The organism is Vibrio penaeicida, assembly GCF_019977755.1.
In the GTDB taxonomy this organism is placed as follows: domain Bacteria; phylum Pseudomonadota; class Gammaproteobacteria; order Enterobacterales; family Vibrionaceae; genus Vibrio; species Vibrio penaeicida.
In genome coordinates, this window is record NZ_AP025144.1 from 1,971,905 (window position 1) to 1,988,669 (window position 16,765).

Sequence of the window (16,765 nt, forward strand, 5' to 3'; positions counted from 1 at the left end):
AGGGAAGTCATCAGTTTTGTGACCGCGCCGTATCCGAAAAATTTGAGCTAGGACAAAATGTCGCACATACTTAGTTTTCCAATTGATCTCGATTGGTACACTCTGTCCCAGTTTTTCCGAACCCAAAGATGAGCCATATATGTCAGTATCCCAGGATCCATTCATGCAGAACAAAGATGCCAACCCAAATCATGTCGGAAAATATCAAGCGTTCTCGGTTTTGGTGGTAGATGATGAAGTGGGAATGCAAACGATACTGAAGAAAGCACTGGGCAAGTGGTTTTCTAAAGTCGACTGCCAAGGCAGCATTGAAGAAGCGGAAAAATTGCGACAAGAAAATCACTACGACCTGATCATCCTAGATATCAATTTACCGGGTCGATCCGGGATCGAATGGACAGAAGCTTTTAACGACGATGACCGTCGTTGTGACGTCATCTTCATGACTGGGTATGCCGATTTGGAAACTGCGATCAGCGCATTAAAACTGGGCGCGACCGATTTTATACTCAAGCCATTTAACCTAGAGCAAATGCTGCAATCCGTTCAACGCTGCATGGACAAGCGTTTATCGCAGCGGCTTCACCACGCATTAACGCGAGATGTTAAACGTCTAATTAGCAGCGAAATGATAGGTCATTCGGAAAAAACCAAATCACTCAAACAGTTAATGGGACAATTTGCGCCATCTCGCGCTTCCATATTAGTGGAAGGGGAATCGGGAACAGGAAAAGAACTGGTAGCACGTGGTGTCCATGTTGCCAGTGGTCGAACGGGACCATTTGTCCCTATCAACTGCGGAGCCATTGCCCCAGAACTGCTGGAAAGTGAGTTGTTTGGTCATACAGCTGGAGCGTTTACAGGTGCAAAGAAAAGCCGGGAAGGGCTATTCAGAGTCGCCAGTGGAGGCACACTGTTTTTGGACGAAATAGGGGAAATGCCCATTGCCATGCAGTCTTCACTTTTACGTGTGTTAGAGCAACGAACCATTCGACCTGTCGGCAGTGAAAAAGAAATCAGCGTTGATGTCCGTGTTGTCGCAGCAACCAATAGAAACTTAAAAGATGAAGTGGATGCTGGGACGTTTCGAAAAGATCTCTATTATCGGCTAAACGTTTTAAAAATAGACGTACCGCCTTTAAGAGAAAGAAAAACAGATTTAATCGATTTGGTGCCTTTCTTTACCAAAACGTTAGCCAAAGAGTTAGGTATGCCGGAACCAAAATGGGCACATGAAGACATACTGGCAATGCACGACTACGATTGGCCAGGCAATATTCGGGAATTAAAAAACTTAATGGAGCGCTGTATTTTGCTCGGAAAACCTCCGGCACATCATTGGCGAGAACTCAACGCAGATTACTCTCAGCCTGCTCAGGCAAGCATAACAGTGACAACGTCACTAGAAACTGCATTGCCAAGTTTACCGGATTACCGGAGCGACGAGATATTAGGTTACCCCAATGAATGGAGTTTAAAAGAAGTCGAAAAGCGGCACATCAAACAAGTGGTTTCCCATCACGACGGAAATAAATCGGCTGCCTCGCGCCAATTGGGCGTTGCAAGGAAAACGTTAGAGAGAAAATACAAAGAGTGGGAATTAGAAGGATCAGACGATGCGGAATAACAAATCTGGAACGTCTAACGTTTTTACCTTATGGCGCTTGCGACTCAAATCGATGGTTCGCTATCGGTTGTTGTTCTTAACGTCTGCACCCATTTTACTCACATTACTCGCGTTGGTGGGCATCACTTTCTATTGGTCGACACATTATACGTGGCAAAACGCCTTGGTTAACGTGTCTGAAAAACTCTCCGTAGCAGACAATAGTATTCAAATTCTTCAGGAACGTCAGTTCCAAAGTGTTAAATCCTTATCCAATTCTTACCCATTTCAAGTTCGTTTGATGTCGGTTTACCGAGATGCGTTAGAACTTGAAGAATGGGTCGGGTCCCAAAAGAACAAGTATCAGCTCGATTTTCTGCGCTGGGTGCCGATTGACAAAGCGACGAACCATCAATTACTCGCACAAAAAGCGTCGTTTTTTGAAGTATTTAATACTGAACAAATGAACGAGTACGACGATGATTTGGCTGTTCGCGCAGAAATCCCATTGCTGAGTGGAAACGGCGTCGAATCTCGCGGTTTAATCAGCCGTAGCGTATTACCAGTACGAGATGAAGACCAACACGTACTGGGTTACTTAGATGGTGGGTTACTGCTAAATAACAGTACTGGTTTAGTTGATCAGATTCGTGACTTAATTTACGCAAAACCAACTGAATTGCAGCCGCAAATCGGAACCGTAACCCTGTTTATGGACGATTTACGCATAAGTACCAACGTACCGCTAGATAGCCAAGCCCACAAAGGAAGAGCGATTGGTACAACGGTTTCGCTTCAAGTGAAACAGGCTGTTTTGGAAAGGGGCGAAAACTGGATAGATCGCGCCTACGTGTATGACGATTGGTACATAACTGCTTATCAACCCATTTATAACCAATACAACGATGTTATTGGGATGCTGTATACCGGTTATCTTATTTGGCCTCTCATTAAAATTTACATTACCAACCTCGGTGAAATCAGCTTAACTATTCTCGCTTTGTTATTGATTTCCGGCATGATTGTTTATCGAGGCTCTCGTGACTTATTTCACCCAATCGAGCGGATTCACCATGTCGTTAAATCCGTCCAAGCAGGGCGAGACAAGCGAATTGGCCAACTAGGCTTGGATGATGAACACGAGTTAACCCAACTGGCACGGCAATTCGACAACATGCTCGATTTGTTGGCGCAACGAAATGCTGAAATTCGTCAGGCTGCTGATCAGCTCGAAGGGAAAGTACAAAACCGTACGGCGAAATTGCGAGAAAAAACGGAACAACTCGAACTGCACATACAATTACTCAATCAAACTCGCGATAAGCTTGTGGTGAACGAAAAGCTTGCCGCGCTAGGAGAGCTTACCGCGGGCATCGCGCATGAGATCAACAACCCAACAGCGGTCATCTTAGGGAATGTTGAGCTTCTTAAGTTTGCTCTTGGCGATAAAGCCGGCTCGATAGAAGAAGAAATTCAAACCATCCTTGATCAAATAGATCGCATCCGAAACATCACGCGCAGTTTGCTGCAATACAGCCGCCAAGGTGGCGTTCAAGACGAAGTCACTTGGCAACACGTTAACCCTATCGTGGAAGAGAGCCTCACTCTAGTGAAAACAGGCGCTAAAAAGCGGGACGTTCAATTTGTCACAGAGCTTAACGCCAAGTCCGTTGTAGAAGTAAACCGCCACCACTTGCTGCAAATTTTGGTCAACTTAGAAATGAACGCCATTCATGCCATGAGCGGAGAAGGGGTTCTCACCATTCGCACAGAAGACTGGATGGATGACGATGAAGAATCAAAAGGCGCGATTGTTCATGTCGTAGACCAAGGATGTGGTATCCCAGATGAGCAAATAAAACGTATCTTTGACCCTTTTTATACAACAAAACGAGATGGTACTGGGCTTGGTTTGTCGGTTTCGCAAAGTATCTTAAGCCAAACGGGCGGGGAAATTAAAGTCACGTCTAAAGTGGGTTTAGGGAGTCAATTTTCAATTTACTTACCGTTGAAATCGAATGCCGTTGATTTAGTTGTTATGAACTAGGATCCCAAGCGTACTTAACCAAACAAGTAATACACCTAACCAAGCGAAGATTGACGCTCCAGAGCCCAATTAACACTTGCATCAGACCGCGTTGCCAAGTACCGTTGCACCGCGTTTTTTTATCTAAGAGGTTAGGTTTTGATTTCTACCGCGAATATCACACAGCAATTTGGCGCGAAGCCACTATTTGAAAACATTTCAGTTAAGTTTGGCGAAGGCAACCGTTATGGCCTGATTGGCGCAAATGGGTGTGGTAAATCCACTTTCATGAAAATCCTTAGCGGAGAACTCGACCAAACTTCTGGTAACGTCAGCTACGACCCAAATGAGCGTGTTGCCAAGCTGAGCCAGGATCAGTTTGCCTATGAAGAATTTACAGTTATCGACACTGTTATCATGGGACACAAAGAACTTTGGGAAGTAAAACAAGAGCGTGACCGCATTTATTCTTTGGCTGAAATGAGCGAAGAAGATGGCATGAAAGTCGCGGATCTTGAAACAGAATTCGCAGAAATGGACGGCTACATGGCCGAATCTAAAGCAGGAGAACTTCTTCTTGCTGTAGGTATTCCATTGGAGCAACACTTTGGCTTGATGAGCGAAGTGGCACCGGGTTGGAAACTGCGTGTGCTTTTGGCGCAAATTCTATTTGCAGACCCAGACATCATGCTACTCGACGAACCAACCAACAACTTGGATATCGATACTATCCGCTGGTTGGAAGATACGCTTAATGAGCGTAACTGTACGATGATCATCATCTCGCACGATCGTCACTTCCTAAACAGTGTTTGTACACACATGGCGGATCTCGATTACGGTGAACTGCGCGTTTACCCAGGTAACTACGACGAATACATGACAGCGGCATCACAAGCTCGTGATCGTCTATTAGCTGATAACGCGAAGAAAAAGGCTCAAATTGCTGAACTGCAAACGTTTGTTGCGCGTTTCTCTGCAAACGCCTCTAAAGCAAAACAGGCTACTTCTCGTGCTAAACAGATTGATAAAATCAAGCTCGATGAAGTAAAAGCATCTAGCCGTCAAAACCCATTCATTCGTTTTGAGCAATCGAAAGAATTGTTCCGAAACGCATTGATTGTTGAGAACCTGACACAAGGCTTCGAAAACGACTTGTTCACCGATTTCAATGCGATTTTTGAAGTGGGTGAGCGTGTTGCCATTATCGGTGAAAACGGCGTGGGCAAAACGACATTGCTTAATACGTTAGCTGGCGCGATTGAACCTCGTAACGGTTCATTCAAATGGTCTGAAAATTCAAACGTAGGCTACTACGCTCAGGATCACGCGGAAGAATTCGCCGAAGACATGAACCTTATGGATTGGATGGGGCAATGGCGTCAAGAAGGCGATGACGAGCAAGTGATTCGCAGTTTCTTAGGTCGTATGTTGTTCTCGCAAGATGACATCAAAAAGTCGGTAAAAGTTCTGTCTGGTGGTGAGCAAGGTCGTATGTTGCTAGGTAAGCTGATGATGCATAAACCAAATATGCTTCTAATGGACGAGCCAACCAACCACATGGATATGGAATCTATTGAATCCTTGAATAACGCTCTGGAACAATACAAAGGGACGTTGTTCTTCGTATCTCATGACCGCGTATTTGTGGATTCTTTGGCGACACGTATCATTGAAATCAAAGACAATCAGATCACAGATTTCAAAGGAACGTACGCTGAATTCCTAAAATCCCGTGGTGTGGAAGAGTAAAAAAGAAGGGTAGATTTTCGAACAAAATCTGCCTCAAATTCAATCAAAACGCTCAAAATTTTGAGCGTTTTTTTTCGTTCAAATTCCTCCATTCCCATCTCATTTATGAGACACCTAGATCAGAAAAAGTACATTCGAATGGTAAAAAGTACTTTTCTGCACCAAAAAAATTCTCTTTTGACTAATTTTGAATTGTGATTGTTGCGAGCTTGTTAATTAGTCGAGCTTAACAATAAACTAAAAACAGTCGAGGGAATGAACATGAAATCCAGGACATTACTTTCTGCCTCTATCGCTCTAGCCGCTATGACAAGTACATACGCTATGGCCGCAACAGAGCTAACGATCGCGACAGTGAATAACGGTCACATGATCGAAATGCAGAAGCTTAGTACCGCATACGAAGAGGCTAATCCAGGTATCAAACTCAATTGGGTTACCTTGGAGGAAGGAGTGCTTCGCCAACGCGTGACAACCGATATCGCCACCAAAGGTGGGCAATTCGATATCATGACCATTGGTATGTATGAAGCTCCAATTTGGGGCAAAAAAGGTTGGCTCAACGAAATTAAAGACGACGCCAACTACAATGCCGACGACATCTTACCAGCCATTCGTTCTGGGTTATCGGTAGATGGAAAAATGTACGCCGTTCCGTTCTATGGCGAAAGTTCTATGGTGATGTACCGTAAAGACTTGGTCGATAAAGCGGGCATGACGGTTCCAGATAACGCTTCTTGGGGTCACATTCGTGATGTAGCCGGTGCGATTCATGATCCTGATAATGGTGTTTACGGAATCTGTCTTCGCGGTAAGCCTGGATGGGGCGACAACGCTGCATTCATCACAACCATGGCCAATTCGTTTGGTGCTCGTTGGTTTGATGAAGATTGGAAACCTCAGTTAAATTCTCCGGAGTGGAACCATGCTGTTTCGTTCTACATCGACCTTTTATCTACTTACGGACCACCGGGCTCAACATCCAACAGCTTCAACGAAATCCTAGCGTTATACAACGAAGGTAAGTGTGGCATGTGGATAGATGCCACCATCGCCGCTTCATTTATCTCGGATCCAAAACAGAGCAAAGTTGCCGACAAAGTTGCATTTGCACAGGCACCCATTGCGGTCACTAATCGTGGTGCGAACTGGCTTTGGGCTTGGTCTCTTGCAGTACCTGCAGGCAGTAAAAACCAAGTTGAAGCCGAGAAATTTGTTAAATGGGCAACGTCGCAAGACTACATCAAACTGGTTGCGAAAGAGAATGGATGGGCAAACGTACCTACAGGTACACGTAAATCTACTTACGAAACGCCTGAGTTCCAAGAAGCCGCTGTTTTCGCAGAAGCAGAGCTGAAAGCCATTCAATCTGCAAATCCAGAAAACAGTACGCTCCTTCCAACCCCTTACGTGGGTGTTCAGTTCGCGGCTATTCCTGAATTCCAAGCTATCGGTATCGCTGCTGGTCAGCAGTTCACGAATGCACTGGCAGGAAACGTGACTGTGGAACAAGCGTTGAAAGCTGCAAACAAATCTGCCGACCGCGAAATGCGTAAATCAGGTTACTACAAGTAATCAGTATTGATTGAGTATTAACAGGAGCGTTTTTGCTCCTGTTTACTTCGGGGCACTTTTTCCCCATATCTGTATTTACAAGGAAGTCTTTATGCAAAGGTGGTTACCCAAATTATTGGTATTCCCATCCTTCATCAGCTTATTGCTGTGGATGGTCGTCCCTTTATCCATGACCATTTACTTTTCCGTCATCCGATACAACTTGTTGTATCCGGGAGAAAATAACTACATCGGCGGACTGAACTTTGAATTTTTCTACACCGATGAGGCCTTTTGGCCAGCAGTGACAAACACGCTCACTCTGGTTGGAATGGTACTTGTCGTGACGGTTGTATTTGCAATATTACTTGCCGTTTTGCTCGACAAACCATTTAAAGGCCGCGGCATTGTACGCGTTTTGCTGATCTCACCGTTCTTTATTATGCCGACTGTTAATGCGCTGATTTGGAAAAATCTAATGATGCATCCGGTTTATGGCGTACTCGCATCTATTTGGGAATCCATCGGGCTAGAGCCCATTGATTGGTTAGCCGATTATCCACTTGGTTCCATCATTGCGATGTTGAGTTGGCAGTGGATGCCCTTTGCGCTGCTGATTTTTATCACCTCGTTGCAGTCCATGGACAATGAGCAAAAAGAAGCCGCTGTACTTGATGGCGCGACGGGATTTCAGATATTCCGATACCTTACGCTGCCACATCTAGCGAGACCGATAGCAGTCGTGATGATGATTGAAACCATCTTCTTGCTTTCTGTGTTTGCGGAAATCTTCGTGACCACCAGCGGTGGACCGGGGTATGAATCAACAAACTTAGCGTTCTTGATCTTCGCGCAAGCCTTGATGCAGTTTGATGTTGGTGTCGCGTCGGCTGGTGGATTGATCGCCGTGATCCTCGCAAATATCGTCGCGTTCTTCTTAATCCGTGCCATTGGCAAAAACTTAGTCGCCTAGGAGGTTTTATGAATCAGACACATCGATTTAGAGCCATATTGAGCTGGGTGAACGCACTAATCGTGTTTTTCCCAATTATTATGATGCTAATTACGTCGTTCAAAACAGAGCAACAAGCGATTGCCGTTCCACCTACGTTTATTTTTGAACCTACGGTAGAAAACTACGGCATTGTTCAGGAACGAAGTGATTACCTTAAATTCGCTAAAAACTCTGTGATTACCGCTTTTGGTTCCACTATTTTGGCGTTGATTATTGCCATACCTGCTGCGTATTCAATGGCGTTTTACCCAGGAAAGCGTACTAAAGACATGTTGCTTTGGATGCTGTCCACCAAAATGCTACCCGCCGTTGGGGTGCTGGTGCCTATCTACATATTGTGTAAGGAAGCAGGGCTGCTGGACAGCAGTTTAGCGCTCACCATCATTTACACACTTATTAACTTACCCATCATTGTTTGGATGCTGTTTTCGTACTTCAAAGACATTCCAAAAGACATTCTGGAAGCCGTCCGACTTGATGGCGCGTCAACGTTAGGTGAGATTCGCCATGTGCTGCTTCCGCTTTCGTTTGGTGGTATTGCGTCAACCGCATTACTGTCGATTGTTTTGAGTTGGAACGAAGCCTTTTGGGCTATCAACTTAACTTCGGCAGATGCAGGAACTCTTGCCACTATGATTTCCACATACTCCAGCCCAGAAGGACTATTTTGGGCAAAACTATCGGCAGCATCCACGCTTGCTTGCGCACCTATTGTCGTGCTCGGCTGGTTCTGTCAGAAACAACTCGTACAAGGATTGACGTTCGGAGCAGTAAAATGAGTTATTTAACCGTTAACCAACTAGATAAAAAATACGGCGACGCGCTGGCGCTGAAAAACATTAACTTCGAGATCAAAAAAGGCGAGTTTGTTGTATTCGTTGGCCCATCAGGCTGTGGCAAATCTACGCTACTTCGCACCATTGCAGGGTTAGAAGAGTCTTCTGCTGGCGGCATTCATTTGGACGGTGAACTCATCACAGAGACGCATCCCTCCAAAAGAAACCTTGCCATGGTGTTTCAGAGTTACGCGCTTTACCCACACATGTCGGTGAAAGAAAACATGGGGTTTGCTTTGAAATTGGCGAATACGCCAAAAGATGAAATTGAATCCAAAGTTCTGAAAGTAGCGAAAGCGCTTAAGTTAGAACCCTTGCTCGATAGAAAGCCCAAAGCACTGTCGGGCGGGCAAAGGCAGCGTGTTGCCATTGGTCGGGCGATTGTTCGTAACCCTAAAGTATTTTTGTTTGACGAGCCTTTATCTAACCTAGATGCCGCTTTGCGTGTGGAGATGCGAATAGAGCTTTCCAGACTGCATCATGAGTTAGGCACCACAATGATCTACGTAACGCATGATCAGGTTGAAGCCATGACTTTAGCGGACAAAGTTGTGATCATGAAGGAGGGAGAAGTCGCTCAAATTGGAACACCGTTAGAGCTCTATCACCAACCAGCAAATCTATTCGTGGCTTCATTCATTGGCACGCCAAAAATGAACATTTTAGGCTTGGGGACGGTGCACTCAGAAGCGCAAGAATTAACCGTTCAGTTAACCGAAAATGCGAAAATGCAGCTACCTGTTCATAAATACAGTGGTAGTGTTCTAGAAGCAAAAACACTCGGAATTAGACCTGAATCGGTCAAGCTAACCGACCCAATGCAAGGTGATATGTCTGGTGTTGTAGAAGTCATTGAACAACTCGGTTCAGAGACGTTAAGTTACGTCCGCATTGAAAATGGCGAAACGGTCGTGGCAAAACACACACCAGCAGATAGCCCAACTTTGGGGCAAGAAGTGGGTTTGTATCTCGATAAGCAACAAGTGTATTTGTTCGATGGTAATGATCTCGCCTTAAATATTTACGAGGAGAGCGATCATGCCAAATAGAATCATTCATTTTGGTGTCGGATCGTTTTTTCGAGGTCACCAAGCTTACTATATCGACCGCTACAATCGATTGGTTGAACCCAATGAGAGATGGTATTACACAGGGGTTAACTTACGTGCAGATTCTCGCGGTCTTATCGAGGCATTGGCTAAACAAAATGGTCGATATCACCTAAAGAAAATATCGGCGTATGGCGATATAGAGATCCGAAAAATTGAAGCATTAGAAAGTGTGATTGACGCTTCAGATAACGTCGGTGCCATAGACGGCTTGTTTGCTGATCAAGATGCCAAAGCACTGACCATCACGGTCACGGAAGGGGGATATTACCTAACCGATACCAATGATTTAAACCTAAACGATCCAGAAGTGGCTTGGGATATTGCACATCAAGATCAGCCGAAAACGGTATACGGATATTTGAAGCATGCATTAGAAACCCGAGCAACATCGAATGCAGGCGCCATTACGGTGCTGACGTGTGACAACTTACGCGATAACGGAACTGTGTTGGAAAATACGTTTAAGCAGTACCTTACCGCAATACAAGATAATGAACTGTTGGAATGGGTTAATAAGCACGTCACCTTTCCATGTTGCATGGTGGATAGGATCACCCCAGTTCCACCCCCAAATTTGGCGCAAGAGCTTTCTATGGTGGTTGGTGAAAAAGACGGATGCCCAATTATGGGGGAGGATTTTGAGCAGTGGGTTATTGAAGACAAGTTTGCTGCAGGTTTTCCATCATTAGAAAAAGTAGGCGTTACTTTTTCCAACCAAGTGCACGAGTTTGAAGAAACCAAAATTCGTATCTTAAATGGTGGGCACTTTTTGCTTTCTTATGTCGGTGCCCTTAGGGAGTATCAAACGTTCGACGAAAACATGCTTGATGACGAACTGGCTGAGTGGCTGAAGGGATACCATCAAAAAGAGGTCATCCCAACCATTGCGAACCCACCAGTGGATTTAGAGCAATATCGCCAAAAAATTGTAGAACGATTTGGTAACAGTCACATAGCCGATTCAATCGAGCGCATCGCGATGGATAGCGTAAGCAAGTTTCCGCAATTCATCTTGCCCACAGTGCGTTTCAATTTGGAAAGAAGCCACATGCCTAAATACGCGATTGAGTTGATTGCTCACTGGTACTGCTTTCTTGAAAGGTTCTACAATGGAAAATTAGCGTTTAACTACAAGGATCCACACTTCAACAAGGCAAAACAATGGCTTGAGAGTGGTGACCCCGTAACTTCATTCTTGAAAAATGAAGACGTCTGGCAAGGGTTAACGGCGCAATATCCAGATTTTTCCGAGCAAATACGAGCTAAGATCCAAGATCTGTCCAAAGCGTATGAGGAGCAACAATGAGCATTACCGCGTATCAAGATGATCAACTCATCCTTCAAGGCAAAGTGGCACTACTCAGCGGTGCAAATGGCGGGATAGGACTGTCTGTTTGTGAAATCTATGCGTCGAATGGGGCAAAGTGCATGGTATTGGATCTCGGTGAAACCCCTTCAACCGAGTTACAAGCACTGATGCAAGAATATCCCAACTCTGTGCAGTACTGTTCAACAGATGTGACAGACATTAATCAAATTGAGTTAGCTGTCTCTCAGACAAAAGCGCAATTTGGCGGTATAGATATATTGTTCAATAACGCGGCTATTTTCGATATGGGCCCTGTTCTAGATTCAAGCCCAGAGCAATTCGATAAGTTATACAGCGTTAACGTAAAAGGTATGTTCTTTGTGATGCAGGCGGTTTTAAAAGAAATGGTATCGGCAGGGGCAAGGAGGCAAAGTGATCAACATGGCTTCTCAAGCGGGTCGACGGGGTGAGCCCCTAGTTGCCCATTACTGTGCCACCAAAGCGGCTGTTATCAGTTATACCCAATCCGCAGGCTTAGCCATGGCAGAACAGGGGATCAACGTAAATGGTATATCACCCGGGGTGGTTGATACTCCGATGTGGGAACATGTCGATAGCTTATTCGCGAAATACGAAAACCGCCCGCTTGGCGAGAAGAAGCGGTTGGTTGGAGAAGAGGTACCACTGGGTAGAATGGGGGTTCCAGCGGACATGGCAGGCATGGCGCTGTTCTTAGCATCACCGATGGCAAATTATATTACCGCTCAGACATTTAATGTCGACGGCGGAAATGCGATGAACTAGCCAAAACTAAGTATCTTGAGGGTTTAAGCATCTTTCAGGGATCGCTAAACCCAATAACAAAAGGAAGGATAATGGCGCACTATTTAGGGATTGATATTGGTACATCATCAGTTAAATGCTTGTTGATGGATGGAAGTGGGCAAGTGGTGGATTCAACGAGCGAATCTTACCCAGCGTCAACGCCTCATCCGTTATGGTCAGAGCAGGAGCCCGACTTATGGTGGGAAGCCACGCTGCGTACCATGCAAGCCCTGAGAAGCCAATACCCTGCGCCATTCAACGACATCAAATGCATTGGGCTATCTGGGCAGATGCATGGCGCTGTGATGCTTGATGAATCATTCAAGCCCGTGCGCCCAGCGATTTTGTGGAATGATGGCCGCTCGCATTTGGATGCAGATGCCATGAATCAAGAAAATCCAACCCTTGGGATGATTGCCGGTGTGCCTGCCATGTCCGGTTTTACTGCCCCTAAACTGCGTTGGATGGCAAAAAACGAACCCGAGGTGTTGAAATCTGTTCGCTATTTGATGCTTCCAAAGGACTATGTACGTTTTAAGCTTACAGGCACGTTGGCGACCGACATGAGCGATGCAGCGGGAACCTTGTGGCTGGATGAAGCAAACCGTTGTTGGTCGGATGACATGCTCACTCTTTCAGGCATTTCACAAGACTTGATGGTGGCATTGAAAGAAGGGACAGAGTCCACGGGGAATCTAACCCAGCTGGCGGCAGACGTTACGGCACTTAACACTGATGTCATGGTATGTGCAGGCGGGGGAGATGCTGCTTGTGGTGCATTGGGGATAGGGGCAATCAATCAAGGTGATGCGTTTATCTCACTGGGTACGTCTGCGCAGTATTTTGTAACGACAGACACCTACAAACCGTATCCGGCTGCATTGGTCCATTCTTTTGCTCATGCCATTCCAGATCGCTGGTTTCAAATGGCGTGCATGCTCAACGGTGCGAGCCCTCTCAAATGGTTTGCAGACCTCACGCAGCAAGATATTGGTGAGCTGATTAACGATCTTGAGTCACACTACGATCCAGCTCAGCCTACTTTGTTTCTTCCTTACTTGATGGGTGAAAGAACCCCTCACAATAACCCATTTGCCACTGCAAGCTTTCACCACATGACTTGGGCAACGCGGGGGCACCATATGGTGCAAGCCATTCTAGAAGGCGTGGCATTTTCCTTATTGGATTGCCAAAACGCGATCAAAGAAAGCGGTACGCAAGTGGAATGCCTTGGTGCAATAGGAGGCGGAGCCAAAAGCCGCTTATGGTTACAAATTGTCGCCAATATTCTGAATGTAAAAATCATTCGATATGAGGGTGGTGAAAGCGGTCCTGCGTTCGGCGCGGCTAGGCTCGCTAAAATTTGTCATACCGGAGATTCAGTCGAGTCGGTTTGCACTTCGCCAAAGGTGATTGAAGAAATCACACCTGATACAAGTTGTGCCAACGTGTATCACAAAAAATATGAAGAATTTCGAACGTTGTATAAAGGGTATGAATCCGTACGTTCGAATAGAGTAGGAGCTTCGTATGTCGACGTATGAAATTAAGCCCTTTAACCACGAAAGTATCGGCGAACGCCCTGTTTGGGAGTTTGTCGAATTCGATAAAGAGTCGGTGGGCTACACCGAGCACGGCGTACCTCATCATCGAATAAAATGGCATGTTCATGAGCAATATGAGTTGCACTTAATTGTGAAAACCACCGGAAAAGCCATGATAGGCAATCATGTCGGTCCTTTTTCCCCTGGTCACTTAACGCTTGTTGGTCCCTGGCTGCCTCATAACTGGGTAAGTTATTTATCTGAAGGGGAAACGCACAAGCTGCGAGATATGGTGATTCTTTTTGAACCCGAACTCATTCAACGAGCAACCCAAATTTTCCCAGAGCTTTCTCAGTTTTTGCGACTAATAGAGCAAGCAAAAATGGGGATTGAATTCATTGATGTTCCAATGGAAGTCAGCATGGAATACATGAATGCCGTCCGGTGTTCTCAGGGCGTTGAAAAGCTGATTCACTTTTTGAAATTCATGGTGTTCTTAAACGTTCAAAAAACGCGAATATTGTCGACTTTGCCACCTACGCTGAAGAAAGACTCGGAGATGATGAACAGCAAAATCAATCTGGTGCTCGATTTTGTCATGTTGAACTACAAAAAACCGATAAAAGTGAAAGAGGTCGCCGACCTTATCGACATGACGGAGTCGTACTTTTCCCGCTTTTTCCATAAATCTACGGGGCATCGGTTCACCGATTTTGTTAACCGAATTCGAGTGCAGCGGGCGTGCATCAAGCTGATTGAATCGAAAGACAGTATTGCTGATATCAGTAAACAGGTTGGCTTCAGCAATTTAGCGAATTTCAGCCGCCAATTCAGAAGAATCAAAGGCCTTACTCCATTGGCTTACAGAAAGAAAAATACGGTGGATGGGTAGAAGGCTCAACTTAAAATCAAAACGTAGCAAAAGGTAATATATTGTACAATGAATGGCTTGCTCGTCGGTTTGTTTCAGTAATGATAATATTTGAGAAGTTTATAATTCTTTAGTTACCCCCATCTTAGTTTCGTTAGAAAAGTCAAGTATTTTAATGATTGTCCGATACCTTTGTATCCTTACACCCTCAACGTAATAACTACGTTAAAAGCTAGGATAGGGTAATTATGGGGCTAAAAAATAAGATATTTGTAGTGAGCTTGTTGTCAATCTTCCTCTTGGGAGTAGTGCTCTTACTCGTACTATCAAATCGGATGAATGTCTATCAAAACAAGCTTATAGAAGATGTTCGAACAACCATGATGTCCGAAAAGCAGGAAAAGCTTAAGGCTGTTATTGACACCGCTTACAGTACCCTAAAACCCACTTTATCGAACACGGAAGGTGAAGAGTTAAAACAGAAACTAGCCGCACGTGTTCAAGAGTTGCGTTTCGTAGATGGTGATCCCAATAGCTACTTCTATATTCATGATATGCAAGGCGTGGTAATCGCACATGGCTCAAATCCGAAGAATGTGGGCAAATCACAGTGGGATCTTAAAAATTCTAAGAATCAGTATATAGTTCGTGAAATCGTTAAAAGTGCAAAATCTGGTGATGGTTTTACCATTTTTGATGGATATAAACCTACGGAAGATAAGTATTTTCCAAAAATGACATTTAGTCGCTATATTCCCGAGCAAGGCTACGCGCTTACAACTGGTTTTTACATTGATGATATTGACGAGATAGTTGAGGAGAAGAAAGCCATATTGGATGATAAATATTTCTCTTTAATTTTCACTACTGCGTTCGTTACAGCGATTGCTGCACTTTTAGTGAGTTCTATTGGTTATGTAGTTATATCTAGAACTATGAAGCCTTTAGAGGAGATTGGTGCTCAGCTAGAAGAACTAAGTATAGGTAACGGTGATTTAACAGCAAGGCTCAATATATCTTCAAACGATGAAATTGGAAAAGTTGCTAGTTCATTTAATAGTTTCGTGGATAAGTTACAGGATATGCTGCATAAACTATCAGAGGTTTCGCACCATTTATCTTTGAGTACATCTAAAGCAGAGTCTTCTAATCATCAAACACAATCACAGATAGATAAACAATTAGATCAGGTAAACATGGTCGCTACCGCTATTGAAGAAATGTCTTCAGCTAGCGTTGAAATAGCCGGAGATTCTGAAGCTTCAGCAGGGGAAGTAGAAAAATGTTTTACTAATACTCGTCAAGGTCAAGAATTGACAAGTAAGACCAAGAAAGCTGTAGAACAGCTCAATCATGAAATTCGTTCAACCGCAAAATATATAGAAAAGCTAAACACAAATACTGGTGATATTTCTCAAATTATTGAGACTATACAAGGCATTGCTGAACAGACGAATCTACTCGCTCTGAATGCCGCGATTGAGGCAGCAAGAGCGGGGGAGTTTGGGCGAGGATTTGCCGTTGTTGCTGATGAAGTACGTAGCCTATCCCAAAAGACGACCGAATCCGCATCAGAAATAAGAGATATGATTTTGGAACTTCAGTCTATAACTGAAAGTACAACGGAAAGTATCAAGACGACTGGCACTACAGCAATTACGTCAGTTCAATACATCAACGAAGTTGAGCTTCAGTTTGATTCAATCACTAACTCTATGAAGTGTGTACAGCAAATGTCAGCGCAAATTGCAACAGCAAGTGAAGAGCAAAGCGCGGTGAGTAGGGAAATAGCGCAGAATACAACAGAAGTAAAAGATATTGCACAAACCCTATCCAAGCAGAGCCAAGAAAGCGTTGAAGAAGCAAGCATAGTAAATGAGAAAGTTAGGTTAATGAATTCGCAATTGAATCAGTTTCAGATTTAGGGCATGAATTTTATGTAAGTAATAGTCAAACTAAATACCATACTCAAACAACCTCACGACTTGAAGTTGTTTGAGTATAAAGACGTAAAAACTGGTTGATTCAATCAATTGATTTTCTTAACTAATACTCGGAATACAAAATGCAATCTTCGCAGCCTGATATGGCGTTGCTGGTCATATAGTGATCGATAAGGGTTTGCCATTCTTGGTTGGTACGTCGCTTAGCCATTTTTGGTCTCCTTTGGGCTGGGTACCTGATCTGATTTTTCGAATTGGAAGATTAGAATGCAGGTTTATGCCGCGCTTAAAACCCAATCGACACCATAACCTACCCTATCTGTACAAGGCACTCTAAGAGCACCGATTAAGCCATTCCTAAATTAGCAAAAA

Annotated in this window: 11 protein-coding genes and 1 pseudogene; all 12 read left to right on the forward strand. The window is 44.4% G+C overall.

Translation table 11 applies throughout. The features are described from left to right. The first annotated feature begins 139 nt into the window (after positions 1–139). The 12 genes and pseudogenes from LDO37_RS08875 to LDO37_RS08930 all read left to right on the forward strand — a co-directional run bounded on the left by LDO37_RS08875 (position 140) and on the right by LDO37_RS08930 (position 16,375). A complete protein-coding gene (locus LDO37_RS08875) occupies positions 140–1,627 on the forward strand; it encodes a sigma-54-dependent transcriptional regulator (RefSeq protein ID WP_185829882.1) in 1,488 nt (495 codons plus the stop codon). Next, positions 1,617–3,653, forward strand: coding sequence for a sensor histidine kinase (locus LDO37_RS08880; protein ID WP_224055417.1), 2,037 nt, complete (start codon positions 1,617–1,619; stop codon positions 3,651–3,653). Before LDO37_RS08875 ends, LDO37_RS08880 begins: the two co-directional genes overlap by 11 nt. Before the next feature lie 138 nt (positions 3,654–3,791). After that, the gene (locus tag LDO37_RS08885) at positions 3,792–5,384 is read left to right on the forward strand and encodes an ABC-F family ATPase (RefSeq protein ID WP_101113810.1); all 1,593 of its coding nucleotides are present in this window, start codon (positions 3,792–3,794) and stop codon (positions 5,382–5,384) included. A gap of 261 nt (positions 5,385–5,645) precedes the next feature. After that, positions 5,646–6,959 (forward strand): ABC transporter substrate-binding protein, encoded by a 1,314-nt coding sequence (locus LDO37_RS08890; protein WP_101113811.1) that lies wholly within the window; start codon positions 5,646–5,648, stop codon positions 6,957–6,959. Between the two features lie 91 nt (positions 6,960–7,050). Further along, a complete protein-coding gene (locus tag LDO37_RS08895) occupies positions 7,051–7,911 on the forward strand; it encodes a carbohydrate ABC transporter permease (protein ID WP_101113812.1) in 861 nt (286 codons plus the stop codon). 8 nt (positions 7,912–7,919) lie between these two features. Beyond that, the gene (locus tag LDO37_RS08900) at positions 7,920–8,732 is read left to right on the forward strand and encodes a carbohydrate ABC transporter permease (protein ID WP_126609527.1); all 813 of its coding nucleotides are present in this window, start codon (positions 7,920–7,922) and stop codon (positions 8,730–8,732) included. Further along, complete coding sequence (locus LDO37_RS08905) at positions 8,729–9,838, forward strand: ABC transporter ATP-binding protein (RefSeq protein WP_126609526.1); 1,110 nt, start codon at positions 8,729–8,731, stop codon at positions 9,836–9,838. Before LDO37_RS08900 ends, LDO37_RS08905 begins: the two co-directional genes overlap by 4 nt. Continuing rightward, positions 9,828–11,207, forward strand: coding sequence for a mannitol dehydrogenase family protein (locus tag LDO37_RS08910; RefSeq protein WP_126609525.1), 1,380 nt, complete (start codon positions 9,828–9,830; stop codon positions 11,205–11,207). The genes LDO37_RS08905 and LDO37_RS08910 overlap by 11 nt, the downstream gene beginning before the upstream one ends. Continuing rightward, a pseudogene (locus tag LDO37_RS30340) lies at positions 11,204–12,014 on the forward strand (L-iditol 2-dehydrogenase). Before LDO37_RS08910 ends, LDO37_RS30340 begins: the two are co-directional and overlap by 4 nt. A 71-nt stretch (positions 12,015–12,085) precedes the next feature. Next, positions 12,086–13,579 (forward strand): xylulokinase, encoded by a 1,494-nt coding sequence (xylB, locus tag LDO37_RS08920; RefSeq protein ID WP_126609523.1) that lies wholly within the window; start codon positions 12,086–12,088, stop codon positions 13,577–13,579. Further along, a complete protein-coding gene (locus LDO37_RS08925; protein WP_126609522.1) occupies positions 13,566–14,471 on the forward strand; it encodes an AraC family transcriptional regulator in 906 nt (301 codons plus the stop codon). The genes xylB and LDO37_RS08925 overlap by 14 nt, the downstream gene beginning before the upstream one ends. Positions 14,472–14,698: 227 nt before the next feature. After that, positions 14,699–16,375, forward strand: a complete 1,677-nt coding sequence (locus tag LDO37_RS08930) for a methyl-accepting chemotaxis protein (protein WP_126607104.1) — start codon at positions 14,699–14,701, stop codon at positions 16,373–16,375. Positions 16,376–16,765: the final 390 nt, after the last annotated feature.